This window comes from Streptomyces sp. NPDC006487 (assembly GCF_042870555.1).
In the GTDB taxonomy this organism is placed as follows: domain Bacteria; phylum Actinomycetota; class Actinomycetes; order Streptomycetales; family Streptomycetaceae; genus Streptomyces.
The window spans coordinates 25,237-49,176 of sequence record NZ_JBIAHN010000020.1 but is presented as its reverse complement, the minus strand read 5'-3'; the positions used below and the strand labels follow the sequence as shown (position 1 = coordinate 49,176).

At 73.2% G+C, this 23,940-nt stretch carries 19 protein-coding genes; 10 read left to right on the top strand and 9 right to left on the bottom strand.

What is annotated here, in order from left to right; translation table 11 throughout:
• Positions 1-41 precede the first annotated feature (41 nt).
• Positions 42-857: a TIGR03084 family metal-binding protein gene (locus tag ACFYM0_RS31375; RefSeq protein ID WP_388507201.1), complete on the bottom strand. Its 816-nt coding sequence runs from the start codon at positions 855-857 to the stop codon at positions 42-44.
• Between the two features lie 269 nt (positions 858-1,126).
• Between ACFYM0_RS31375 and ACFYM0_RS31370 the strand changes: the two genes are divergently transcribed.
• Entirely contained in the window at positions 1,127-1,837 is a 711-nt protein-coding gene (locus tag ACFYM0_RS31370; protein ID WP_388507398.1) for an HAD family hydrolase, read from the top strand.
• Between the two features lie 20 nt (positions 1,838-1,857).
• Here ACFYM0_RS31370 and ACFYM0_RS31365 read toward each other — a convergent pair whose 3' ends face one another.
• Entirely contained in the window at positions 1,858-2,331 is a 474-nt protein-coding gene (locus ACFYM0_RS31365) for a hypothetical protein (protein WP_388507199.1), read from the bottom strand.
• Between the two features lie 125 nt (positions 2,332-2,456).
• On the opposite strand from ACFYM0_RS31365, the gene ACFYM0_RS31360 reads away from it, so the two are divergent.
• The 4 genes from ACFYM0_RS31360 (at position 2,457) to ACFYM0_RS31345 (ending at position 5,909) form a co-directional block, all read left to right on the top strand.
• Positions 2,457-3,602: a helix-turn-helix transcriptional regulator gene (locus ACFYM0_RS31360; protein WP_388507198.1), complete on the top strand. Its 1,146-nt coding sequence runs from the start codon at positions 2,457-2,459 to the stop codon at positions 3,600-3,602.
• A gap of 67 nt (positions 3,603-3,669) precedes the next feature.
• Positions 3,670-3,954, top strand: coding sequence for a hypothetical protein (locus ACFYM0_RS31355; RefSeq protein WP_388507197.1), 285 nt, complete (start codon positions 3,670-3,672; stop codon positions 3,952-3,954).
• Between the two features lie 151 nt (positions 3,955-4,105).
• Positions 4,106-5,014 (top strand): hypothetical protein, encoded by a 909-nt coding sequence (locus tag ACFYM0_RS31350; RefSeq protein ID WP_388507195.1) that lies wholly within the window; start codon positions 4,106-4,108, stop codon positions 5,012-5,014.
• 79 nt (positions 5,015-5,093) lie between these two features.
• A complete protein-coding gene (locus ACFYM0_RS31345) occupies positions 5,094-5,909 on the top strand; it encodes a hypothetical protein (protein ID WP_388507194.1) in 816 nt (271 codons plus the stop codon).
• Here the strand turns inward: ACFYM0_RS31345 and ACFYM0_RS31340 are convergent.
• Complete coding sequence (locus ACFYM0_RS31340) at positions 5,870-6,880, bottom strand: DMT family transporter (protein ID WP_388507192.1); 1,011 nt, start codon at positions 6,878-6,880, stop codon at positions 5,870-5,872. The two genes, ACFYM0_RS31345 and ACFYM0_RS31340, sit on opposite strands and share 40 nt — an antisense overlap.
• Positions 6,881-6,927: 47 nt before the next feature.
• Positions 6,928-9,915, bottom strand: coding sequence for an FAD-binding and (Fe-S)-binding domain-containing protein (locus ACFYM0_RS31335; RefSeq protein WP_388507190.1), 2,988 nt, complete (start codon positions 9,913-9,915; stop codon positions 6,928-6,930).
• A 68-nt stretch (positions 9,916-9,983) separates the two neighbouring features.
• Between ACFYM0_RS31335 and serC the strand changes: the two genes are divergently transcribed.
• The 3 genes from serC to ACFYM0_RS31320 all read left to right on the top strand — a co-directional run bounded on the left by serC (position 9,984) and on the right by ACFYM0_RS31320 (position 12,949).
• Complete coding sequence (gene serC, locus ACFYM0_RS31330) at positions 9,984-11,102, top strand: phosphoserine transaminase (protein WP_388507188.1); 1,119 nt, start codon at positions 9,984-9,986, stop codon at positions 11,100-11,102.
• 406 nt (positions 11,103-11,508) lie between these two features.
• Positions 11,509-12,312: a hypothetical protein gene (locus ACFYM0_RS31325; RefSeq protein ID WP_388507186.1), complete on the top strand. Its 804-nt coding sequence runs from the start codon at positions 11,509-11,511 to the stop codon at positions 12,310-12,312.
• Positions 12,305-12,949 (top strand): class F sortase, encoded by a 645-nt coding sequence (locus tag ACFYM0_RS31320; RefSeq protein ID WP_388507184.1) that lies wholly within the window; start codon positions 12,305-12,307, stop codon positions 12,947-12,949. The genes ACFYM0_RS31325 and ACFYM0_RS31320 overlap by 8 nt, the downstream gene beginning before the upstream one ends.
• 14 nt (positions 12,950-12,963) lie before the next feature.
• Here the strand turns inward: ACFYM0_RS31320 and ACFYM0_RS31315 are convergent, their stop codons facing one another.
• On the bottom strand, positions 12,964-13,548 hold the full coding sequence (locus tag ACFYM0_RS31315; RefSeq protein ID WP_383943495.1) for a TerD family protein: 585 nt from the start codon (positions 13,546-13,548) through the stop codon (positions 12,964-12,966).
• Between the two features lie 121 nt (positions 13,549-13,669).
• On the opposite strand from ACFYM0_RS31315, the gene ACFYM0_RS31310 reads away from it, so the two are divergent.
• Positions 13,670-16,909: a sacsin N-terminal ATP-binding-like domain-containing protein gene (locus ACFYM0_RS31310; protein WP_388507182.1), complete on the top strand. Its 3,240-nt coding sequence runs from the start codon at positions 13,670-13,672 to the stop codon at positions 16,907-16,909.
• Positions 16,910-17,008: 99 nt separating this feature from the next.
• On the opposite strand, the gene ACFYM0_RS31305 is transcribed toward ACFYM0_RS31310, so the two are convergent.
• Entirely contained in the window at positions 17,009-17,992 is a 984-nt protein-coding gene (locus ACFYM0_RS31305; RefSeq protein ID WP_388507180.1) for a DUF5937 family protein, read from the bottom strand.
• Between the two features lie 87 nt (positions 17,993-18,079).
• Here ACFYM0_RS31305 and ACFYM0_RS31300 point away from each other — a divergent pair, with 87 nt between their 5' ends.
• Complete coding sequence (locus tag ACFYM0_RS31300; protein WP_388507178.1) at positions 18,080-19,264, top strand: MFS transporter; 1,185 nt, start codon at positions 18,080-18,082, stop codon at positions 19,262-19,264.
• Between the two features lie 58 nt (positions 19,265-19,322).
• On the opposite strand, the gene ACFYM0_RS31295 is transcribed toward ACFYM0_RS31300, so the two are convergent.
• From ACFYM0_RS31295 to ACFYM0_RS31285, 3 genes are all read right to left on the bottom strand, one after another.
• A complete protein-coding gene (locus ACFYM0_RS31295) occupies positions 19,323-20,624 on the bottom strand; it encodes a sulfite oxidase (RefSeq protein WP_388507176.1) in 1,302 nt (433 codons plus the stop codon).
• A 146-nt stretch (positions 20,625-20,770) separates the two neighbouring features.
• A complete protein-coding gene (locus ACFYM0_RS31290) occupies positions 20,771-23,245 on the bottom strand; it encodes an HAD-IC family P-type ATPase (RefSeq protein ID WP_388507174.1) in 2,475 nt (824 codons plus the stop codon).
• A gap of 267 nt (positions 23,246-23,512) precedes the next feature.
• Positions 23,513-23,821, bottom strand: coding sequence for a DUF2530 domain-containing protein (locus ACFYM0_RS31285; RefSeq protein ID WP_388507172.1), 309 nt, complete (start codon positions 23,819-23,821; stop codon positions 23,513-23,515).
• Between the last annotated feature and the right edge of the window lie 119 nt (positions 23,822-23,940).

Genomic DNA, 23,940 nt, shown 5'->3' with positions numbered 1-23,940 from the left:
GTAGAAGCCCGACGCGTTGCCGATCAGCAGGGGGCGCCGGGTCACCGGGAGGCCTCCGGTGCGCGCCCCGGCCCCGCGGGGCCTGCGAAGGCCTGGGCGATGTCGAGCCAGCGGTCGGCGTCGGGACCGGACGCCGTCAGGGACAGGTCGGCGCGGTGGGCGCGCTGGGTCACCAGCAGGCAGAAGTCGAGCGCCGGGCCGGTGACCCGCTGCGGCGCGTCCTCGGGGCCGTACGTCCACACCTCGGCGCGGGCTCCCGGAGCCGTCAGCTCGACCCGGAACTCCCCGGCCGGCGCCGGCAGTCCCCGTACCGCGTACGCGTAATCGCGCGCCCGCACTCCGATCCGCGCCACGTGCCGCAGCCGGGCCGTCGGTACGCGGCGCACCCCGAGCGCGTCGGCGACGTCCTGGCCGTGGGCCCAGGTCTCCATCAGGCGGGCGCTCGCCATCGAGGCGGCCTTCATCGGCGGCCCGTACCAGGGGAACTTGGCGTCGGGCGAGGCCGCGGCGAGGGCCTCGTCGAGTGCGGTGCGGCCGCCCCGCCAACGGGCGAGCAGCTCGTCGGGAGCCAGTGCGGCACCCTCCTCGGCGCCCGCGTCGACGAAGGAGTCGGGGGCCTTCAGGGCCTCCTCGACCAGCCCCGCGAAGGCGGTGGCGTCGGTGACGGCGAGCAGCGAGGCCCGGTCGGTCCAGTGCAGGTGGGCGATCTGGTGCGCGACGCTCCAGCCGGGCGCGGGCGTGGGCCTCGCCCAGTCGGGGGCGGGCAACTCACCTACCAGAGCGTCGAGTTCCCGGCCTTCCTCGCGGAGATCGGCGAAGACGGCGAAGACGTTCTCGACAGCGGACGGATCGGGCACGGGTGCGCTCCCCTTCTCGGCGTGAGGGGAAGCGTGGCAGCCCGCATGAAAACAATCAAGCGTGCTTGCATTATTTGTTGAGGAGGTGAACGGGGGTCGATGGCCGGGAATTTGGAGCATCCGTCCGGGCCTGCGGGCAGGCTTGCGCGGGGCGCTGGCCCGCGGCGAGGATCCACGTCATGGCCGAACGCAACAGCAGGGAGATCCACGTGGTCGGGGACAGCGGCACGGCCGGGAAGGTCGGCAGCGGTGCCGTCGGGGAACCGGGCATGCCCGCGGGCTCCGTCAAAGCCGTGATGTTCGACTTCTCCGGCACCCTCTTGCGCATCGAGCCCACCGAGGACTGGCTGCGCGCGGTCGTGACGGACGCCGGAATCGACCTGCCCGAGGCCGAACTCGCCGCCTGCGCCGCCCTGCTGGAAGAAGCCGGCGCCCTGCCGGGCGGCGCCTCGCCGCGGCGGCTGCCGGCCCGGCTGGAGCCGCTGTGGCGGGAGCGGGACCTGAGCCCCGAGCAGCACCGGGCCGCCTACACCGCGCTCACCCGCGAGGTGCCGCTGCCCTCCGCGGAGCTGGCCGACGCCCTCTACGAGCGCCACCGGATCCCCGCGGCCTGGCGGCCCTACCCCGATACCGGGGCCACGCTCGCCGCCCTGCGCGAGCGGGGTGTACCCGTCGCCGTCGTCAGCAACATCGGCTGGGACCTGCGGCCCGTGTTCCGCGCCCACGGCTTCGACCGGTTCGTCGACGCGTACGTGCTCTCCTTCGAGCACGGGATCCAGAAGCCCGATCCCCGCCTGTTCCGGGTCGCCTGCGAAGCGCTCGGAGCGGCACCCGCGGACGTGCTCATGGTCGGCGACGACGCCGTCGCCGATACGGGGGCCGCGGCGCTGGGGTGCCCCGTCCGGCTGGTCGAGCACCTTCCCGTCGAGCAGCGGCCGAGCGGACTGACCTCGGCGCTCGGGCCCCTCGGACTCCTCTGACACGCGGGCGGCAGAGGAGATCAAGCAGCGGTGCCGGCCGCCCGGCGGCTGAAGTCCATCGTCCAGTTGTGGATCCAGCTCTCGGCCCCGTCGGCCGAGAAGAACTGCTCCCAGCGCGGGGAGTCCGTGTCCGTACGCGACCACACGAACCGCACCAGGACGTCCTTGCCCCCGTAGGTGTCCTCGCCCTCGAAGACGCCCGTCCCCGTGGCCGGATCGAACCGTCCGGTGACGGGCGGGAAGAGCATTCCGGTCCGGCGGCCGGCCCAGTTGAGAGTCCACTGCTCGCGCCCGGGCTCGTAGAGCCGCAGGGTCAGCCCCGCGAACCCCTTGGTCGGGAACTCGATCTCGTCGAAGTTCGCGGCGCCGTCGAAGTGGCGGGTGGCCCGGGACACCGCCGGAAACGCCTCCCAGCCGCTGTCCGCGTCCAGGAAGTCGGCGAGCCACCGATTGGACACGTCCCAGGTCCCGACGAGGAAGTCGAAGTCGTTCATGTGCGGTCTCCCCAACAACTGTTTGTCCGCGGTTCTCTGCGGTTCTCGGTAGTTCTCTGCGGTTCTCTGCGGTCCTCTGCGCTGATGGGGGAACCGTAGGAGCACTTCACTGACATCATCTGTCAGTGAAGTCCAGTCGGCTGCTCTCGATCCTGCTCCTGCTCCAGACGCGCGGCCGCATGACCGCCGCCGAGCTCGCCGAGGAGCTGGAGGTGTCGGTCCGTACGGTCTACCGCGACGCGGAGGCCCTGGCCGCCGCCGGTGTCCCGCTGTACGGCGACGCCGGGCACAGCGGCGGCTACCAGCTCCTCGACGGGTACCGCACCCGCCTCACCGGGCTGGCCCCGGGCGAGGCGGAGGCCCTCTTCCTCACTTCGATGCCGGGTCCCGCCGCCGAACTCGGCCTCGGCCGTGCCCTGTCCACCGCCCAGCTGAAGCTGCGCGCCGCCCTGCCCGCGGAGCTGCGCGCGCAGTCCGACCGGATGCGGCTGCGGTTCCACCTGGACGCCCCCGGCTGGTACGCGGAACACGAGGAGACCCCGCACCTGGGGCGGATCGCCGACGCGGTGTGGCGGGGGCGGGTCGTCGAGGTCCGCTACCGGCGCTGGAAGGCACCCCACGAGGTGGACCGGCGGCTGGCCCCGTACGGCCTGGTCCTGAAGGCGGGGCGCTGGTACCTGGTCGCGGGCACGGCAGGGACGGCAGGGACGGCAGAGACGGCAGAGACGGCGGGAACGGCGGGAACGGCGGGCACGGCGGGCCCCACAGCGCCCCCGCGCACCTACCGCGTGGACCAGATCCTGGCGGTACGGGAGACCGGCGAGGAATGCGCGCTCCCCGACGGCTTCGAGCTGGCCGCCCACTGGCGGCTCAGCCAGGCGGAGTTCCACGAGCGGCTGTACCCCGAGGAGGCGGAGGTACGGGTCTCCCCGCGCGCTGCCGCCCGGCTGACCGGTGTCCAGGCCAGGGCCCTGGCCGCCACCGGGACCCCGGACCCCGGACTGCCCGGGTGGACACGGGCGGCCTTGCCGATCGAGTCGCAGGACCGCGCGGAGGCGCAGTTCCTGGAGCTCGGCGCGGAGGCGGAGGTGCTCGCCCCGCCCTCCCTGCGCCGGCGCATCGGAGCGGCGGCCGCCGCGACGGCGGCGCGCTACGGGACGGCTGGGAGCCACGCGACGGCTGGGAGCCACGCGACGGAGGGGGACCGCGGGGCGGCCGAGAGCTGCGGGACCGCTGGGAACACGGACACGAGCACCGACGGGCAGGGGTGACAGCGGGGCCACGGACCGGTGCAGATGAGGCCTTCCCTCCGGGGCGTGCGGCTGGGATGCTCCCCGCATGACGACTCGTCGGATGTACTTCGCGACGGCCGCCCTGAGCGCCCTCGCGCTGGGCGTGGCCATGGCCAGCGGCTGGGGCCAGGACTTCCCGGACGGGGACTCCCCCGGCTCGGGCTCCGTCTCGGGTTCCGCCGCGGGCTCCGCCCCTGGTTCTGCCTCCGACTCCGGCTTCTCGCTCTCCGCCTGGGCCGCGGACTGGCCGACCGGGACGACCCGCGTCGAGGCGAACGTCCAGCACGCCGACGTGACGCCCCTGCCGGCCGGCGACATCACCTGGAACTGACCGGACCGGCGGGTGGCCTGAACTCGTCCCACACACCCCCAGGCGCCACTCAAACCTCCCTGGACCGCCGGGAGTCGGTATAACGTCATCGCCGACCACGACGGGCACGAGGCACGAGGTACGGGGTACCGGGCACGGGGGCTGGAGCGACATGAGTGTCGACGTTCGCTATCGGGTGGAACGGATCGCGCTGGCCCTGATGTCCACATCGGGCGTCGTGGTCCTGATCGCGGACCTCCTCGGGTGGCTCGACGCACTCGCTCCCGGCGGCGCGCTCCCCAAGGTCACCCTGCTCATCCTGAGCACGGTCACCGTGTTCCTCCTGCTGGAGATCGACCGCCTGCGCAAGCTCGACGTGGTCGAGGCGCAGGTCACCCGGCTCGACGAGACCCTCCGGACGGAGGTCGCCCGGCTCGACGGCAGCTTCCAGGCGCAGCTCGCCAAGCTGGACATCGACACCGTCGCGCAGCAGCTCAAGCAGGAGAACTACCTCGGCGTGATCCGGGTGCACGCGGAGTTCCCCGACGTGCAGTTCAACGCGTTCGTGGAGGGCGCCACCCAGGAGGTGGCCATCCTGCAGACCTTCATCCCCAACCTGGAACACCTCCAGCCCGCGCTGGAGAAGGCACTGGTGGACCACGGGGTCCCGGTGCGCATCATGCTCCTGTACCCGTCCTCGCCCGTGGCGGGACTGCGCGACGAGGCACTGCGTTCCGTACGGGACCCCGCCCTCGCGCTGGACGTGAAGGCCCGGGTGGAGATGTGCCTGGCCGGCCTCGCGGAGCTGCACAGGGCGGTCGGGCCGGCGGGCCGGCCGCTGCTCAGCGTGCGGGTCTACAACTCCCTGCCGTCCATTGCCGTGCACAAGGCCGACGAGCACTTTCTGGTCAGTTCGTTCCTGCACCGCCAGCTCGCGATCAACTCCGCCCAGACCGAGATCGACGGCTGTGACACGACGATGGGCCGGCAGGTCCAGCGGGAACTGGACACGTTGTGGTCGATCGGCCGCGACGTGGCCTTGGCCGACTGGCGCGAGTCGCTCAGAAACATCAGCTGGTGATCCGGATCCCGGTTCACCTCCAGCCCCAGAACCAGAACCGGAACGAGAACCAGAACCAGAACCACGGAAAGGTACGGCCATGCACGACTTGGGCGCTCCGGGCCGGCAGGACGGGCCGCACGGACTCGACGGGCTCCACGAGCTGGACGGCTTCGAGAACGGGCTGATCGAGCGGTTCGAGGAGCATCCGGTCCTGGCGAACATCGGCCGGCTGCCCGACGAGGACTTCACGGCGCTCCTGCTCCAGCGGCGCTTCGTATCGCTCGCGTTCACCCCGTCCTACGACCTGGCCATCGACCTGCTGCGCGACGAGGAGGGGCTGCGGATCGCCCGGATCATCCTGCGCGAGGAGTACCCGGGCGCCACGGGGCACACGCCCTCGCACCGCGAGGACATGACGGAGGACCTGAGCCGGCTCGGAGTGTCCAGGGAGGCCCTGGTGGCGTCGAGGCCCACGGCCGCGACGAAGCGCGCCATCACCGACACCCTCGAACTGATCGCGGAGGCGGGCGGCCATGCCGACGCCGACCTGCGGCTGCTGACCTTCCTCCGCTTCTGGGGCGAGGTGCTGGTCTCCGTCGAGTACGGGCGGCTCTGGGAACGGATGGGGCCGCTGTTCACGAGCGAGGGAGGCGGCCGCAACCGTTCGCGCTTCTACCACCCGCACCTGGTCCACGACGCGAAGACGCATTCGCTCGCGACCGTGTCCATGCTGTCCGACACCCACTCCGACCGGCTGGCCGCCCGGGTGACCGAACTCCTCGGCCGAAGGGACGCGGCGGGCGGGACGGCGGGGGCGGACGGGTTCAGGGAGACCGAGGAGCGGGCACTGCGGCTCAAGGCCGGCTTCTACGATCAGTTCCTGCCCGCGCCGGCCCCTTCGACGACGGCCTGAGCACCGGAAACGTTCCGCGGTCGGGTCTGCGAGCGGACCGCACCCATGCTCGCCACGATGACCAGCGCGATCGCCGCCGCGTCGAGCGCCGACAGCGCCTGGTTCAGGATCAGGAACCCGGCCATCGCGGCGATCGCGGGCTCCAGGCTCATCAGGATCGCGAAGGTCGGCGCCGGGAGCCTGCGCAGGGCGAGCAGTTCCAGCGTGTAGGGCAGGACCGAGGACAGCAGCGCCACGCCGAGGCCCAGGAGCAGGGTGCTGGGGCGCAGCAGGGCCGAGCCGGCCTCGATCACGCCGAGCGGCAGGGACAGTACGGCGGCCACGGCCATCGCCAGCGCCAGCCCGTCGGCCTGCGGGAACCGGCGGCCGGTCCGCGCGCTGAACACGATGTACGCCGCCCACATGCCGCCCGCCGCGAGGGCGAAGGCCACGCCCAGCGGGTCGAGCCCGCCGAGCCCGCCTCCGCCGTGGGTGGACAGCAGGACCACTCCGGCCAGTGCCAGCCCGGCCCACAGCAGGTTGATCGGGCGGCGGGAGACCACGACGGAGAGCACCAGCGGGCCCAGCACCTCGAGGGTGACGGCGGGGCCCATGGGGATGCGGTCGATGGCCTGGTAAATGAACCCGTTCATGCCGGCCATGGCCACGCCGAACCACACCACGGTCGACCAGTCGGAGCGGGAGTACCCGCGCACCTTGGGCCGGCAGACGAGCAGCAGCACCAGCGCGGCCCCGGCGAGCCGCAGCGTGACCACTCCGGCCGCGCCCGCCCGCGGCATGAGCATCACCGCGAGGGCCGCGCCGAACTGCACCGAGACGCCGGCCGTGACCACCAGGGCGACGGGGCCGAAACGGGCCCTGAAGGAGCCGTCCGCGGGGGCGGGGGCCGTGGTGGTTGCCGTGGCGTGCGAGGGCTCGGTGGGCGCGGCGGTGCTCGTGGCGGTGCTCGTGGGTGAGGAGGGTGCGGGCATTTATCCAGATTAGGGGGTTCGTAAGGAGCGTGCGTCCGTGTTTTGCCTTACATCCGGTGTACGTCCGGTTCCGCCGGGCCCTCCGCCAGGCCCTCCGCCAAGACCTCCGCCAGGTGCCGGGCCCGGCCGCAGGCGAGCTGCGCGATCTGGGTCCGGCAGGAGAACCCGTCCGCCAGCACCTCGGTGCCCGCGGCGGCCGTCCGCAGCGACGGCAGGAGCTGTTCCTCGGCGCAGGCCACGGAGACTTCGTGGTGGCCCGGCTCGAAGCCGAAGTTGCCCGCGAGGCCGCAGCAGCCGCCGCTGAGCTCCCCCGTCAGCCCGGCGCGCTCGCGCAGCCGGCGGTCGGCGGCGTCGCCGAGGACGGCGTGCTGGTGGCAGTGGGTCTGGCCGGCGACGGGCCGGTCCAGGCGGGGCGGCTGCCAGTGCGGGGCGTACTCCTCCAGGGTCTCGGCGAAGGTTCGTACGGCCGCTGCGAGACGGGGTGCGCGGGGGTCCTCCGGGAGGAGGGCGGGCAGATCGCTGCGGAGCGCCGCCGCACAGCTCGGTTCGAGGACGGTGACGGGTCCCCGCGGGTCGCCCACGGCGTCCAGGGTGCGGCGCAGGACCCTGCGCGCGGCGTCCAGGCGGCCGGTGGAGATGTAGGTCAGCCCGCAGCAGACGCGCCCCTGCGGCAGTGCGGGCTCCAGGCCGGCGGCCCGCAGGACCCGGACCGCGGCGTGGCCGGCCTCGGGCGCGAGGTACTCCGTGAACGTGTCCGGCCACACCGTCACGACGGGAGCGATCCCGGACCCGGACGTGCCCTGCGGGGCGGGGTCCCCCACCCGCCCTTCGCCCGTTCCCCGGGCTTCGCCCGGACCCGTTGCCGCGTGCGGCGCCGTACCCGGGGGCCGGCCCCCGGACCCCGGCTCCTCAAACGCCGGAGGGGCTGGATTCAGCGCAGCCCCGGGGAACGGGCGAAGGGCGGGCAGGGGGCCTCCCTCCGCGGAGCGGGCCGGTGCGCGCCACCCGCGGGTGAACGGGGTCGGGGCGAGCCGGGGAAGGGGCCGGGACCGCTCCAGGCCCGGGACCCGGAGGAAGCGGGACACCAGGTTCAGGGGGCGGGCCAGCCGCAGCGCGGCGATCATGCGGAGCCAGGCCGGCAACCCGCCCAGGGCGTAGTGGGCGAGCGGGCGCAGCCGGCCCGCCCAGTGGTGGTGGAGGAACTCCGCCTTGTAGGAGGCCATGTCGACCCCCACCGGGCAGTCGCTGCGGCAGCCCTTGCAGCCGAGGCAGAGGTCCAGTGCCTCGGCGACCTCCGCGGAGCGCCAGCCGCCGGTCACGATCTCCCCGGCCAGCATCTCGTGGAGCAGCCGGGCCCGTCCCCGCGTGGAGTGGCGTTCCTCCCCCGTGGCCCGGTACGAGGGGCACATCACCCCCGGCCCCCCGACCTCCGTCGACCGGCACTTCGCGACGCCGACGCACCGCGCGACCTCCCCCGCGAAGGGCAGGGACGGCGGGAGGGAGGAGAAGCGGAGGTTCTCGTCGAGGCGTGCGGGACGGACCAGGATGCCGGGGTTCATGCCGCCCGCCGGGTCCCAGAGCCGCTTGTAGGACTCGAAGAGGCCGATCACCGAAGGCCCGTACATCCGCGGCAGCAGCTCCGCCCGCGCCTGCCCGTCCCCGTGCTCCCCGGACAGGGAGCCCCCGTGTGCGACCACCAGGTCGGCGAGGTCCGAGGAGAAGGCCCGGAAGCGGGCCACACCCGGCGGCGTCACCAGGTCGAAGTCGATCCGCACGTGGACGCAGCCCTCGCCGAAGTGGCCGTACGGGGATCCGCGCAGCCCGTGCTCCGCCAGCAGGGCCCGGAATTCCCGCAGGTAGGAGCCGAGCCGGGCGGGCGGTACCGCGCAGTCCTCCCAGCCCGGCCAGGCCATGGTCCCGTCGGGCATCCGGGTGGCCGTGCCCGCCGCGTCCTCGCGGATCCGCCACAGGGCCCGCTGCGCCGCCGGGTCGGTGAGCAACAGGGCGTCCAGCGTGTCGGAGGCCCGGAGCAGGGCCCGGGCCGCGCCCTCGTCGCGCATCTCGGCGAACAGCCACGCCCCGCCCCGCGGGAGCCCGGCGGCCGCCGGGCCGACCAGGTCGGCCGCCATCCCCTCCACGGTCAGCGGCCCGTGCGGCAGCAGCCCCACCGCGGCCTCCGCGGCCGCGCTCTCGTCGGCGTACCCGAGGACGGCCAGCGCCGGGGCGGCCGGCAGCTCCACGAGCCGTACCAGGGCCTCGGTCACCACGCCGAGCGTGCCCTCGCTCCCGCAGAACGCCCGGGCCACCTCGGTGCCCCGCTCGGGGAGCAGCGCGTCCAGGCCCCCGTAGCCGGAGATCCGCCGCGAGAAGCCGCCGGCCATGCCGGTGCGCAGCGCGGCCAGGTTTCCCGACACCAGCTCGCGCAGCCCGGCCGGCGCGCCCTCCCAGCCGGTGCCGAGCCGGTGGGAGGCGCCGCCGTACGCCGTGACCGACAGCTCGGCGACGTTGTCGGCGGTGGTTCCCCAGGCCACCGAGTGGGCCCCGCAGGCGTTGTTGCCGATCATGCCGCCGAGCGTGCACCGGGAGTGGGTGGAGGGGTCCGGGCCGAAGGTCAGCCCGTGCGGGCGGGCCGCGTCGCGCAGCCGGTCGAGGACCAGGCCGGGCTGGACCACGGCGGTGCGGGCGGCCGGGTCCAGGGAGAGCAGGGCGTTCATGTGCCGGGTGAGGTCGAGGACGACGCCGACGCCCGTCGCCTGGCCCGCGATGGAGGTGCCGCCGCCGCGCGGGACGACGGGGACCCCGGCCGCGGCGCACACCGCGAGCGCGGCTGCCACGTCCTCGGCGTCGCGCGGGGCCACCACACCGACCGGGACGCGGCGGTAGTTCGAGGCGTCCATCGTCGTCAGGGCGCGGGCGGCGGCGCCGAAGTCGACCTCTCCGCGCAGGTTCTCGTGCAAGGTCCGTTCGAGTTCACCGGGTGACGTCACGGCGGACAGCTTCCCACCGCCTCCCGCCGGTCTCCCGGCGGCTCGCATCCACCCGCGTCATCTCATCGGGTGGACGCGGCTCCAAGGCGTGGACCCGTACCCGATACGCTCGGCTCGTGGCCGAGATCCAGATTCCCGCTGACATCAAGCCCGCCGACGGACGCTTCGGCGCGGGCCCCTCCAAGGTGCGGACCGAGGCGCTGGACGCCCTCGCCGCCACCGGTACCTCCCTGCTCGGAACCTCCCACCGCCAGGCTCCGGTCAAGAACCTGGTCGGATCGGTTCGCCAGGGCCTCCGGGACCTCTTCTCCCTCCCCGAGGGCTACGAGGTGATCCTGGGCAACGGCGGCTCCACCGCCTTCTGGGACATCGCGACCGCCGGTCTCATCGAGCGGAAGTCGCAGCACCTCACCTTCGGTGAGTTCTCCTCCAAGTTCGCCAGCGCCGCGAAGTCCGCGCCGTGGCTGGACGCGCCGTCGGTGATCTCCTCCGACCCGGGCACCCACCCGGACCCGGTGGCCGAGGCGGGCGTGGACGTGTACGCGTACACCCACAACGAGACCTCGACGGGTGTCGCGGCGCCGATCAAGCGCGTCGCGGGAGCCGATGAGGGTTCCCTCGTCCTGGTGGACGCGACCTCGGGCGCCGGCGGCCTGCCGGTGGACATCACCGAGACCGACGTCTACTACTTCGCCCCGCAGAAGTCCTTCGCCTCCGACGGCGGCCTGTGGCTGGCGGCGTTCTCCCCGGCGGCCCTGGAGCGCGCGGCCCGCGTGCACGCCTCCGGCCGGCACATCCCGGAGTTCTTCTCGCTGCCGACGGCGATCGACAACTCGCTGAAGAACCAGACGTACAACACCCCTGCGCTCTCCACCCTCTTCCTGCTGGACCAGCAGCTGGAGTGGATGAACAGCCAGGGCGGTCTGGAGTTCACGACCGGCCGTACGTCGGCCAGCGCGGCCCACCTGTACGGCTGGGCCGAGGCGTCGAAGTACGCCAGCCCCTTCGTCGCGGACTCCGCCAAGCGCTCGGCCGTCATCGGCACGATCGACTTCTCGGACGACATCGACGCGGCGGCGGTCGCCAAGGTGCTGCGCGCCAACGGCATCGTGGACACCGAGCCCTACCGCAAGCTCGGCCGCAACCAGCTCCGTATCGCGATGTTCCCGGCGATCGACCCGGCGGACGTGCAGGCGCTCACCGCCTGCGTGGACTTCGTGATCGAAGCCCTCTGACCAACCCGGCCCCACACGGTCCGATCCCGTCCGACACGCTCCCGAGCCCCCGGTGACACCTCGTCACCGGGGGCTCCGCGTTGTCCGCCCCGGCCCGACGGAGTCCCGGGTCGGTGCCGGGTCGGTGCCGGGTCAGTCCTGAGTCAGTTCTGAGGCGGTCCTGAACGACCCCTGAAGGACGAAGTCCGCCGTACGTCCCGGACCTCGGGGACCTTGGTCCCAAAAATCGGGGCAAAGAGTCCGCAAACGGAAGATCCCCACCCCCTCCGCCGCCTGCGGTTTCATGCCCCGGGACCTTCGGCAGGGGCCCTTCCCGACCCCTCCGAGCGCTGCAACCGACCGCCCCAGGATGTCCCTCATGTCTGGTGTGCCGGGAACGAACCCCGGCCCGTTCAGGAGGAACCCCATGCGCAAGGCACTCACCTTCTCGGCCATCGCCCTCGCCTCGTCGATGGCCCTGGCAGCCCCCGCCGTCGCGTTCGCCGCCGACTCCGTTCCGACCGCGCACAGCAGCGCGAGCCCCGAGGCGGCCCCGGTGGCCCTGAAGCTGTCGGTCTCCTCCGGCAAGCCGGGCGACTCCGTCCAGATGTCGATGGAGGTCCCGGACGGCTCGACGAACCTGTCCATCTCTTCCAAGGCCCTGAACGACGTCAAGATGACCGACGGGCGCGGCGCCACCGCCACGATCGCCAAGGTCGCCGACGGCAACTACGGCGTCTCCCTCACCGGCACGGGCCCCGACGGCAAGAAGCTCCAGGCCACCGCCCAGATCACGGTCAAGGACGGCAAGCCCACCCCGACGCCGACCCCCACGCCGACCGCCTCCACGCTGAGCCTGTCCCAGGACCACGGCAAGCCGGGCGACAAGATCCAGGTCACCATCAAGACCGCGGCGAACGAGAAGAGCGCGTTCGTCAAGTCCGACGCCTTCGGCGGCCAGGTCGACCTGAAGAGCAACGGCAAGGGCGTCTGGACCGGCACCGCGGTCGTCGCCAAGGACGTCAAGTCCGGCTACTACGGCGTCGAGGCCTACGCGGGCGGCAAGAAGTTCGACACCGTCAAGTTCTCCACCGACGCCACCGGCCCGGTCAACCCGACCCCGAAGCCGAAGCCGGTCGACCCGAGCCACCACAAGACCCCCAAGGGTTCCGTGAACACCGGCCAGGCCCCGCTCGGCTGGGTCCCCTCGGACGCCGCGAACCATGGCTGAGCGGTCCACCCCGGTACGCGCCCCCCGCCGGAGCGGCCGCGCCCTGCGCACGGCCGCCCTGGCGGGCGCCGCCGGCCTCACGGCCTTCCTGATCACTTCCTGCGGCTCCGGCGGCGACACCGGAGGCACCCCGGCCAAGAACGACCCGGCCGACGCCAAGGCCGCCTCGGTGCTGAACGCCTCCGTCCCGGACCGCATCGTGATCCCGGACATCAAGGTCGACGCCCCGCTCGACACCGTCGGACTCGACGCCCGGGGCGTCATGAAGGAGCCCGACTTCGACAAGCCCCAGGACGCGGCCTGGTACAAGGAGGGCCCGACCCCCGGGGAGAAGGGCGCGGCCGCCATCGTCGGGCACATGGACACGCCCCAGACCCCCGAGGCCGTCTTCTACAACCTCAAGAAGCTGAAGAAGGACGAGAAGATCGAGGTCCACCGCGACGACGGCTCCACCGCCGTCTTCGCCGTGGACGAGGTCGACACGTTCAAGAAGGACCGGTTCCCGACCGACAAGGTCTACGGGGACACCCACGGCAAGGCCGAGCTCCGCGTCATCACCTGCGGCGGCAACCTCACCAAGGACCGCCACTGGGACGCCAACGTCGTGGTGTTCGCACACCTCGTCGGGAAGGAGTAGTCCGCTCCTCGGGACTACTTCGCCACGGCGAAGCGCATCAGGGCCTGCTCGTCGCCCGGCTTGATCTTCCCGGTCTCGTTGATGACCTGGAGCTTCCAGCCGGCCCCGTCCCGGATCGCCTTCGCCACGGCGCAGCCGTTGTCCGTACCGAGCAGGCTCGGCCAGATGTCCGCGACCTGCTGGGTGCTGCCACCGGTGCCGTCGTACACCTTGAAGCTGATGTTGCGGGCGCTCTGGAAGGAGCTGCCCTTCTTGTACGCGGCGGCGACGAAGACGATGGACGTCACGTTGCCCGGTATCCGGGCGAACTCGACGGTCACCGTCTCGTCGTCGCCCTCGCCGTGGCCGGTCTGGTTGTCCCCGCTGTGCAGCAGCGAGCCGTTGCCCATGGGGTCCAGGGAGTCGAGACCCGCGAGGCGGACCGGGTCCGACCCCTGCATCGCGATCGCGATCAGGTCCAGGTCGGTCCCGATCTTCCGCTTGAACTTGCCCATCAGGCCGCCGCTGCTGCCCACGGTGGGGTCCCACGAGACCCCGATGGACAGGTGGGTTACGCCGCCCAGGTCCGCGGGGCCGTCTTCCTTGGTGAGCGTGATCATGCGCAATCCTCACAAATAGCAGTGCGATACCGACTCCTGAAGTCTGCCTGAAGCCGGTTCGTTTGCGGAGCCGCTCGACGCACGCGATACCTTCAGGGCCTCGGCATCCGGTGTTCCGCGGATGCCGTACGGCGCGGTACGCGGTACGGCGCGGTACATCGCAGTGCAGCTTGGAGGCAGCAGCGTGAGCGTGCGAGTGACGGCGGCCCAGGACGGCGTGGACCCCTTCGGCACGGCCCGGCTGCGGCGCGGGGTGCTCGACGCCTGGGGCGCCGGCCCGGCCCGCTTCCGCGAGGACGCCAACGCCGAGGAGGACCTGGCGCTCGGCGGCTACCGCGACCGGCTCGTCGTCGAACTCGCGCAGAACGCCGCCGACGCGGCCGCCCGCGCCGGGGTCCCCGGCCGGCTGCGGCTCACCCTGCACGCGGGCACCGACCAGCCCGACGGGCACGCGCTGCTCGCCGTCTCCAACACCGGCTCCCCGCTCGACGCCACCGGCGTGGAATCGCTGTCCACGCTGCGCGCCTCCGCCAAGCGCGACGACTCCTCCGGGAGCGTCGGCCGCTTCGGCGTCGGCTTCGCCGCCGTCCTGGCCGTCTCCGACGAGCCCGCCGTCCTCGGCCGGCACGGCGGCGTGCGCTGGTCCCTGGCCGAGGCCCGCGAGCTGGCCCGGGGCGCGTCCGTCGGCAGCTCCGGACTCGGCGAGGAGCTGCGCCGCCGCGACGGCCACGTCCCGCTGCTGCGCCTCCCGCTGCCCGCCGAGGGGACCGCGCCCGAGGGCTACGACACCGTCGTGGTCCTCCCGCTGCGCGACGCCGCCGCCGAGGAGCTGGCCGGGCGGCTGCTCGCCGCCGTGGACGACGCCCTGCTGCTGACCCTGCCGGGCCTCGCCGAGGTCGTCGTGGACACCCCCACCGGGGGCGTGCGGACGCTGACGCGCCGCACCGAAGGCCCGTACACCGTCATCACCGACTCCGCCTCGGACACCAAGCACTGGCGCACCGTCCGCCACTCCGGTCCCATCGAGAAGGCGCTGCTCGCCGACCGGCCCGTCGAGGAACGGCTGCGGCCCGTCTGGGCGGTGTCCTGGTCCGTGCCCGTCGACGCCGAAGGCGCCCCGGTCCGCCCCGTGACCGCCGCCGTGGTGCACGCGCCGACCCCGACCGACGAACCGCTCGGCATCCCCGCGCTGCTCATCGCGACCCTGCCGCTGGACACCACCCGCCGGCACCCCGCGCCGGGGCCGCTGACCGACTTCCTCGTGGAGCGCGCGGCCGGCGCCTACGCCGAACTGCTGGGCTCCTGGGAGCCGGTGAGCACCGCGCTCGTGGACCTCGTACCCGGACCGCTCGGCAAGGGCGAGCTCGACGGGGCCCTGCGCGCAGCCATCATCACGCGCCTGCCCCGTACGGCCTTCCTCGCGCCCGCAGTGCCCGCCGAGAACACCGAGAACACCGAGAACACCGAGAACACCGAAGACGGCAGGGAGCGGGCCGCCCTGCGCCCCTTCGAGGCCGAGGTCGTGGAGGGCGCGGGCGCCGACACCGTACGGGTCCTCGCGGAGGTGCTGCCGACCCTGCTCCCGGCCGGGCTGGAGCGCCGCCCCGAACTGCGCACCCTGGGCGTGGGCCGGCTGCCGCTGGGCGAGGCCATCGAGCGGATCGCGGGCATCGAGCGGACCCCGGAATGGTGGTACCGGCTCTACGACAGCCTCGCCGGGGTCGACCCGGACCGGCTCTCCGGCCTCCCCGTGCCGCTGGCCGACGGCCGCACCGCGATCGGGCCCCGGCACCTGCTGCTGCCCGGCGCGGACGCCCCGCGGTCGGGCAGCCCCGAGGCCCTGGCCCGGCTCGGCCTCAAGGTGGCCCACCCCGACGCGGTGCACCCGCTGCTGGAGAAGCTCGGCGCGCTCCCGGCCAGCCCGCGCGCCGTCCTGACCACCCCGCAGGTGCGGGCGGCCGTCGCGGCCTCCCTGGACGCCGGGGAGATCTGGGACGAGGACGCCCTCGACCCCGAGGAACTGGCCGACATCGTCCTCGGCCTGGTCCGGGACGCCGAGCTGTCCCCCGGCGACGAGCCGTGGCTGGGCGCGCTCGCCCTGCCCGACGAGGACGGCGAGCCGACCCCGGCCGGTGAGCTGCTGCTGCCCGGCTCCCCGCTGGCCTCCGTGGTCCGCGAGGACGAGATCCCCTACGTGGACGCCGAGTTGGCGGAGCGCTGGGACGAGCGGACCCTCACCGCCGTGGGCGTCCTCGCCACCTTCCAGCTGGTCCGCGCCACCGACGTGGTCCTGGACCCCGACGAACTGGAGCCCCGCGACGGGGACTTCGCCGAGCCCGACGACGCCGGTCTGCTCGACGCCGTCGACGTGTGGTGCGAGGACCTCCTGGACCAGCTCCCCGACACCCCGGTGCCGCCGGTCGCCACCGAGCTGGTCGCCGTACGGGACCTCGACCTGGTCGACGACGACCGCTGGCCCCAGGCCCTGGCCATGCTGGCCCAGCCCCCGCTGCGCGACGCCCTGACCCAGCCGGTGCGGGTCCTGCTCCCGGACGGCACCACGCGCTCCGTGCGCTCGTACACCGCCTGGTGGCTGCGCGACCACCCGGTCCTGGACGGCCGCCGCCCGGCCGGCCTGCGCTCGGCGGGCGGCGACCCGCTGCTGGCGGGCCTCTACACCCCGGCGGACGCCACCGGCTTCGAGGACGAGCAGGTCCTGCGGGCCCTGGGCGTACGCACCACCGTGCCCGCCCTGCTGGAGGAGCCGGGCGGCGCCGCCGAGCTGCTGGGCCGTCTCGCCGACCCGGACCGGGAGGTCGGCGGACGTCAACTGCACGGCCTGTACGGGGCACTGGCCGAGCTGGACCCCGAACAGGTCACCCTGCCCGACGAGCTGCGCGCGGTCGTGGACGGCGAGGTGGTCGTGGTGGACGCGGCCGAGGCGCTGATCGCGGACGCCCCCGACCTGCTCCCGCTGACGGCCGGGCTCCCGCTGCTGCCCGTGGCCCCCTCCCGGGCCGCCGACCTGGCGGAGCTGTTCCAGGTCCGGCGCCTCTCCGAGACGGTCCCGGCGGAGGTCACCACCGAGGGCGAGGAGCACGAGGTCCCCGAATCGGTGCACCAGCTCCTGGGCCCGGCCACCCCGAAGAGCTACGTGGAGCACGAGGAACTCCTGGCCGGCGGCATCGAGCTGGACTGGCGCCGCACCCCGGACGGCACCCTGCACGCCTCCACCCTGGAGGGCGTCGCGGCGGCCCTCGCCTGGGCGGCCGGCCAGTGGCCGCGCCGCTTCGAGGTGGCGGCCCTGCTGGAGGACCCGTCGCGGACGGCGGAGCTGGCCCGGGACCGCTGGTTCGACTAGGCCGTCCCTTGCCCCGGCACACCTTCGCGCGGTCCGCCCGTACAGCCACCGGGCGGACTGCGCGGCCCCGACGAGGTCGTCGTCACCCCGTGGCGGCGCTCACCCCACCGGCGTGAGCAGCGCGTCCGCGATGGCCGTCCGGGCGTACAGCACCGAGCGGCCGGCTCGGTGGCCGGTGACCAGGCCCGCGTCGCGCAGCGCCGTGAGGTGCTGGGAGACCGCGGCGGCGGACAGGCCGCTGTGCCGGGCCAGTTGGGTGGTGGAGGCCGGGGTGTCGAGTTCGGCGAGCAGCAGGGTCCGGGAGCGGCCCAGTACGGCGGCCACCGCGTCGGTGGCCTTGGTGGCACGGGGCTCCCAGAGGGTGCCGATCCCCCGGGCCGGATAGGCCAGTTGGAGCGGATCGGGGGCCACCGATCGGGTCAGGACCCGGGGCCAGGCGAAGGCCGAGGGCACCAGCAGCAGTCCGGGGCCGGTCTGGGCTCGGGTCAGCGCGCAGGCCCGGCGCACCATGCGCAGGGTGCCCGCGTCCCAACTGACGGTTTCGTGGAGCTCGTTGAGCACGTGCGCGGAGCCGTGCTCGGCGACCTGCCGGGCCCGGTGGAACACGTCGGCTTCGAGGAGCTGGCGGATCCGGGGCCAGTAGGGTGCGAGCGCGAGTTCCCAGTAGGCCTGGATCTCGTCGGCGACCTTCTCCAGTACGGCTCCGGGGTCCTCGTGGAGCAGCCTCAGGCGCCCCGCCGGGCGGTCCTTCATCGCGATCGTCGCCAGGTCGGCGCGCACGTTCTCCGGGCTGCTGCGGCGGATGGCCGCCAGCTCGGCGTCCAGCTCCGGGAAGGGGCCGGCCGGGGTCGGGTTGAGGAAGTCGGCGAGGTAGCCGCCTCCCGGGATCAGGGCGGCGAGCCAGCCCCGGTCCAGGCCCGCCCTCAGCAGCCGGGGCCGCACCTGGGCGGCCCAGCGACCGTGCAGCGGCGGATCGGTCTCCGCGTTCAGCAGCCGGAAGCTGGTGACGACCTCCCACATCGGGGATACCGCGAAGCGGGTCTGTGCCAAGTCCGCCGCGGAGAAGTTCAGTTCGTATTGCATGGCCCCGCGTACCCCCGTCGCTGCCCATTGGATTCGGCTCCACCTTAATCAATAGGACCCGCGGCCGTCCCCGCGCAGGCTCTTCCCATGCCCTCCTCCTTCCGTGGTCTCCCGCCGCTCGTCTGGACCCTGTTCGCCGGTTCGATCGTCAACCGGATCGGCTACCTCGTCACCCCGTTCCTCGTCTTCCTCCTCGCCGACCGGGGCATCACCGGATCCGACATCTCCTTCGTGCTCGGCGCGCTCGGCGCCGGCCACCTGCTCGGCCCGGCCGTCGGCGGGCTGCTCGCCGACCGGATCGGCCGCCGTCCGACCATGCTGATCGGGCTCATCGGCTCCGCCGTGGCCCAGGGCGCGCTGTTCCTGGCCCCGGGGATCTGGACGATGGCCGCCTCCGCGCTGCTGCTCAGCACCGCCGGAGCCACCGTCCCGCCCGCCGCGTTCGCCCTGTTGGCCGATGCGGTGGACACCGGCTGGCGGCAGAGGGCGTACGCCCTGTTCAACTGGGGCGTCAACATCGGCACGGCCGTCGCCGGCGTCCTCGGCGGCTTCCTCGCCGCGCACGGGTACTGGCTGCTCTTCCTCGTCGACGCCGGTTCGGCGCTCGTCTACGCCACCGTGGTCGCGACCCGGCTGCGCGAGCCGGCCCGTACCGCCCCGGCCAAGGCCACGGGCCTGGGCTACGGGGTCGTCCTGCGCGACCGGCTGCTGCTCCTGCTGCTCCCGCTGCTCGGGATCCAGCTGTTCGTGTACTCGCTGACCGAGGTGGCGCTGCCGCTGGCCGTCCGCGACAGCGGGCTCTCGCCGGCCGTGTACGGGTCCCTGGCGGCGGTCAACGCCGTCCTGGTGGTGGCCCTGCAGCCGTTCGTGACGGCCAGGCTGTCGGGACTGCCGCAGCTCCCGGTGCAGGCGGCGGGCAGTGCCCTGATCGCCGCCGGGGTGGCGCTGACCGGGCTCGCGGACTCCGTCACCGGGTACGTGGTCTCGGTGGTCGTCTGGTCGCTCGGCGAGGTGGCCGTGGCCGGCATCGCGGCCTCCCTGGTGGCCGACCTGGCCCCGGCCGACGCCCGGGGCCGCTACCAGGGCGCCTTCAGCTGGACCTGGGGCATGGCCCGCTTCTCCGCCCTCACCCTGGGCGTAGCCCTCTACACCGGGGTCGGGGCGAGCGCCCTGTGGTGGGGTGCCCTGGTCGCCGGACTGCTCGCCGCGGTGGCGACCCTGGGCCTGCGCACCCGGATCGCGGCCCGCGCGGAGCTCGCCCTGGCCGCATGACCGGGGCGAGCGGGCCGGGCGAGCAGGCCGGGGCGAGCGGGCCGGTGTCGCGGAAGGCTCAGACCACCGTGACCGGGTGGCGGACGACCCCGTCGAAGAGGTAGCCCTGGGTGTTGTAGGCGGCCGTCTCGGGCTGCGTCCGCCCGGTCGCGTCCGTGGCCCGGGCCAGCAGGGCGGTCGCCCCCGGGGTCCGCGGGGTCCACGGCACCGACCAGCGCACCCAGCTGCCGCGGCGCGGGACGTCGTGGAGCCGGGCCCGCCGCCAGCGGGCGCCCCCGTCGGTGCTGACCTCCACCTGGTGCACGGGGGCCGCTCCGGACCAGGAGCGTCCGGTCAGCAGCTGCGGGCGGTGCACGGGCACGGTCGCGCCCAGCTCCAGCTCGAAGGCGCTCTTGAGGGTCTGCCGGGTCAGGGGCGCGCTGCCCTGCGGCGGCTGGTCGGGCCCGAACAGCCGGTACAGGTCGGTGTTCCACGGCGTGTAGAGCGGCTGCCCGCTCACCTCGATGTCCCCGACCCACTTGATCGAGGAGATCCCGATCCAGTCCGGAACGACCACCCGGACCGGCCCGCCGTGGTCGGCCGGCAGCGGCTCGCCGTTCATCTCGTACGCGAGGATCACGTCGTCCAGCGCCTTCGACACCGGCAGCGGGCGCCGCACGTGCCCCAGGTTCACGCCGTTGGTGACCACCTCGTCGTCCAGGCCCCGGGGCAGTACGTCCACGGCTTCGCGGGTCACCCCGGCCCGCCGCAGCACGTCCGAGAGCCGGGCCCCGCGCCAGTGGGCCACACCGATCGCGCCGAGGGTCCACGCCGTCCCGGCCACCGTCTGGCCCTGCTGGGTGGTGTAGAAGCTCCGGCCGTTGCCCGCGCACTCGATGAACAGCGTCCGCTCGACGGCGGGCAGCGCGCGCAGCCGGTCGTACGAGAACTCCACCGGCCCCCCGGCCAGCGCGTCGCCCCACACCTTCAGCCGCCAGGCGTCCTTGTCGAGGCGCGGCGTGGCGGTGTGGTTGCGGACGAAGAACCGGTCGATGGGAGTCAGCCGGCCCGTGCCGCGCAGGGCGGCGAACTTCGTTTCCGCGTTCGTTCCCCGGATCGTGAACAGCTCCGGCGGCAGCGGCTTCACGACCCCGGGCAGGTTGGCGGTTCCGGCGGGGCCCACGGCCGCCGCGGCCTCACCGGCTTCGGCTGCTCCGGCCGTCCCGGCGGCGCCCAGGCCGAGGGCGCCGGCCGCGGCTCCCGCCGCGAAGAGCCTGAGCAGGTCACGGCGGTCCACTCCGGCCGAGCGGGCTCGGCCGCGCGCCCACTGGTGCAGGCGCGCACGGTCGTACTGGCTCTCGTCGGACAGGTCGAGGGGCATGGCGGGACACTCCCTTGATCGCGATTCAGACGGACCTTAGGAGTCCGGCCCGGCACGCGGGAGCCCCTCTTCACGATGGCCACGAACCTGTAACACTGCCGCAATGCCCGGCTCGAGCGAAGCGACAGGGACCCTCAAGTGGCCCTCTAAGCAGGGAACTTGCGGTTCACCCACCGGAAGGTGAATTCGATGAGGACGGCCGCGCCGGCGGCGATGCCCACGGCGGTCCACGGCATCGCGGCGCCCTCCAGCTTGAGCTGGAAGAAGTCCTGGAGCCAGGGCACGACGAGCACGATCAGGAACGCCCCGCCCATCGCGCCGACCAGGCCGACCCGCCACCACGTGTAGGGGCGGGCGATGATCGCCAGGACCCACATCGAGGTCAGGAACAGCGCGAGCGTCGCGGCGCTGGTCTCGGCCTTGAGGGCGTCGGGGCCGGTGTAGTGGTGGCGGGCGATCACGTACGTCACGAAGCAGGCGACGGCGGCGATGACCCCGCCCGGGATCGCGTACCGCATCACGCGTTTCACGAAGTGCGGCTTGGCCCGCTCCTTGTTGGGCGCCAGCGCCAGGAAGAAGGCGGGAATGCCGATGGTCAGCGTCGACAGCAGCGTCAGGTGGCGCGGCAGGAACGGGTACTCGACCTGGGAGCAGACCACCAGCACGGCCAGCAGCACCGAGTAGACCGTCTTCGTGAGGAAGAGGGTGGCGACGCGGGTGATGTTGCCGATGACCCGGCGCCCTTCGGCGACCACCGAGGGCAGGGTGGAGAAGCTGTTGTTGAGGAGGACGATCTGCGCGACGGCGCGGGTGGCCTCCGAGCCGGAGCCCATCGAGACGCCGATGTCGGCGTCCTTGAGCGCGAGCACGTCGTTGACCCCGTCGCCGGTCATCGCGACCGTGTGGCCCCGGGACTGGAGGGCGGCGACCATGTCGCGCTTCTGCTGGGGGGTGACCCGCCCGAAGACGGCGTTCTGGTCGAGGACCTCGGCCATGGCGCCCTGGTCGGTGGGGAGCTTTCGCGCGTCGACGGTGTTCTCGGCGCCGGGCAGGCCCAGCTTCCCGGCGACCGCGCCGACCGAGACGGCGTTGTCCCCGGAGATGACCTTGGCTTTGACGTCCTGGTCCTCGAAGTAGCGCAGGGTGTCGGCGGCGTCGGGGCGCAGCCGCTGCTCCAGGACGATCAGGGCGGTCGGTTTGACCCCGGTGGCCACGGCCGGGTCGTCGAGTTCATGGGCGGCACGGCCCAGCAGGAGGACCCGCAGGCCCTGTTCGTTGAGCTCGTTGATCTCCTCCAGGGCCGGGTCCCCGGCCGGGAGCAGCACGTCGGGGGCGCCCAGCAGCCAGGTGTTGTTCTCGCCGTCGCCCTCGCTGAAGCTGGCGCCGCTGTACTTGCGGGCGGAGGAGAAGGGCAGCGACTCGGTGCAGCGCCACTCGGCGCTGTCGGGGTAGGCGTCGATGATCGCCTGGAGGCTGGCGTTGGGGCGCGGGTCGCTCTCGCCGAGCGCGCCGAGGACCTTCTTGACGTACGCGGCGTCCGCGCCGCCGAGCGGGCGGCACTCGGTGACGTCCATGCCGCCCTCGGTGAGGGTGCCGGTCTTGTCGAGGCAGACCACGTCCACGCGGGCGAGGCCCTCGATGGCGGGGAGCTCCTGCACCAGGCACTGCTTGCGGCCGAGCCGGATGACGCCGATGGCGAAGGCGACGGAGGTGAGGAGGACGAGGCCTTCGGGGATCATCGGGACGATGCCGCCGACGGTGCGGGCGATGGCGTCCTTGAGGTTGTTGTCCTTGACGACCAGCTGGCTGATGATCAGGCCGATGGAGGTCGGGATCATCATCCAGGTGACGTACTTGAGGATGGTGGAGATGCCGGAGCGCAGCTCGGAGTGGACGAGCGTGAACCGGGAGGCCTCTTCGGCGAGCTGCGCGGCGTAGGCCTCGCGGCCGACCTTGGTGGCGGTGAAGGCGCCGCCGCCGGCGACGACGAACGAGCCGGACATGACGGGGTCGCCGGGCTTCTTCAGGACGGGGTCGGCTTCGCCGGTGAGGAGGGACTCGTCGATCTCCAGGCCGTCGGCCTCGCCGACGAGCCCGTCGACGACGACCTTGTCGCCGGGACCGAGCTCGATGACGTCGTCGAGGACGATCTCGGAGGTGGAGATCTCGGCGGTGCGGCCGTCGCGGCGGACGCTGGGTTTGGCCTCGCCGATCACGGCGAGGCTGTCCAGGGTCTTCTTGGCGCGCATTTCCTGGATGATGCCGATGCCGGTGTTCGCGATGATCACGAAGCCGAAGAGACTGTCCTGGATCGGGGCGACGAAGAACATGACCACCCACAGGACGCCGATGATGGCGTTGAAGCGGGTGAAGACGTTCGCACGGACGATGTCGGCGGTGGAGCGGCTGCTGCGGACGGGGACGTCGTTGACGGCTCCGCGGGCGACGCGCTCGGCGACCTCCGCGGTGGTCAGCCCCGCCGGCTTGAACCGGGGTGCCGGCGGTCGGATCGGGTGTACGGGATCGAGCTCGGCCCCCGCGTCGATGGCGGTCCCGGCGGGGGCGGCGCCGCCGCCGCCCTGCTCCGGTCCGTCTGGTTCAATCCCTGCCCGCTGCGTCATGGTTTCGACGGTAAAGGGGGATTCAACGGTTCACCCGCTGAAAAGCATGAAGATCCGACTTCGGGATGAGCCGAATCCTCCGCTGGTAGCCCTTCCGACGGGCCGAGGCGGGCTCGCCGGACAGGTGCGGCGCCGTTTCCGGAGGGCTCCGCCCCCGGACCCCCGCGTCTCGAACGCCGGCGAGGCCGGTTCAGGCCCAGCCCACCGGTCACGTGCGCGTCGCGGGCCGGGGCACGGTCGGGAGGCCGGCTCTCAGGGCAAGGCGGGCTAGCCCGCCTGGGGAGACGGGGCCGACGGGGCCGACGGGCCGTCCTCGTTCCGAGCGGCCAGCTCGAGGGCGTGCCGCTTCAGGGCGGCATCGCGGCCGCGGACGTACCAGAGGCCGATGAGGCCGAGCACCCCGCCGACCGCGCAGGTCCAGACCCACCACAGCATGCCGCGGTCCGCGAACCACCCGTAGAAGGGGAGCTGGAAGAGGAAGAGGGCGAACCAGATGATCGTGCCGCCCGCGACGGTGCCGACGATCGGACCCTCGAGGGGCTCGGGGGCCTCGTGCTGCGCAGTCCATTTCGCCATGGGGACAAGTCTAGGCCGGTCGGCGGAGGGTCTACGCGCGGAGATAGACGCCCCTTCGTTCATGTGTTCATACTGAAACGGTTTGGGCTTGGCCCGTTTTCGTCGTATGAAACCACCAC

Bases quoted from the DNA above. Each gene is read 5' to 3' on its own strand.
- ACFYM0_RS31370 (WP_388507398.1), top strand. From the start codon at position 1,127: ATGCCCGCGGGCTCCGTCAAAGCCGTGATGTTCGACTTCTCCGGCACC.
- ACFYM0_RS31365 (WP_388507199.1), bottom strand. From the start codon at position 2,331: ATGAACGACTTCGACTTCCTCGTCGGGACCTGGGACGTGTCCAATCGG.
- ACFYM0_RS31355 (WP_388507197.1), top strand. From the start codon at position 3,670: ATGACGACTCGTCGGATGTACTTCGCGACGGCCGCCCTGAGCGCCCTC.
- ACFYM0_RS31350 (WP_388507195.1), top strand. From the start codon at position 4,106: ATGAGTGTCGACGTTCGCTATCGGGTGGAACGGATCGCGCTGGCCCTG.
- ACFYM0_RS31345 (WP_388507194.1), top strand. From the start codon at position 5,094: ATGCACGACTTGGGCGCTCCGGGCCGGCAGGACGGGCCGCACGGACTC.
- ACFYM0_RS31340 (WP_388507192.1), bottom strand. From the start codon at position 6,880: ATGCCCGCACCCTCCTCACCCACGAGCACCGCCACGAGCACCGCCGCG.
- ACFYM0_RS31335 (WP_388507190.1), bottom strand. From the start codon at position 9,915: ATGCGAGCCGCCGGGAGACCGGCGGGAGGCGGTGGGAAGCTGTCCGCC.
- ACFYM0_RS31325 (WP_388507186.1), top strand. From the start codon at position 11,509: ATGCGCAAGGCACTCACCTTCTCGGCCATCGCCCTCGCCTCGTCGATG.
- ACFYM0_RS31320 (WP_388507184.1), top strand. From the start codon at position 12,305: ATGGCTGAGCGGTCCACCCCGGTACGCGCCCCCCGCCGGAGCGGCCGC.
- ACFYM0_RS31315 (WP_383943495.1), bottom strand. From the start codon at position 13,548: ATGATCACGCTCACCAAGGAAGACGGCCCCGCGGACCTGGGCGGCGTA.
- ACFYM0_RS31310 (WP_388507182.1), top strand. From the start codon at position 13,670: ATGCCGTACGGCGCGGTACGCGGTACGGCGCGGTACATCGCAGTGCAG.
- ACFYM0_RS31305 (WP_388507180.1), bottom strand. From the start codon at position 17,992: ATGCAATACGAACTGAACTTCTCCGCGGCGGACTTGGCACAGACCCGC.
- ACFYM0_RS31300 (WP_388507178.1), top strand. From the start codon at position 18,080: ATGCCCTCCTCCTTCCGTGGTCTCCCGCCGCTCGTCTGGACCCTGTTC.
- ACFYM0_RS31295 (WP_388507176.1), bottom strand. From the start codon at position 20,624: ATGCCCCTCGACCTGTCCGACGAGAGCCAGTACGACCGTGCGCGCCTG.
- ACFYM0_RS31290 (WP_388507174.1), bottom strand. From the start codon at position 23,245: ATGACGCAGCGGGCAGGGATTGAACCAGACGGACCGGAGCAGGGCGGC.
- ACFYM0_RS31285 (WP_388507172.1), bottom strand. From the start codon at position 23,821: ATGGCGAAATGGACTGCGCAGCACGAGGCCCCCGAGCCCCTCGAGGGT.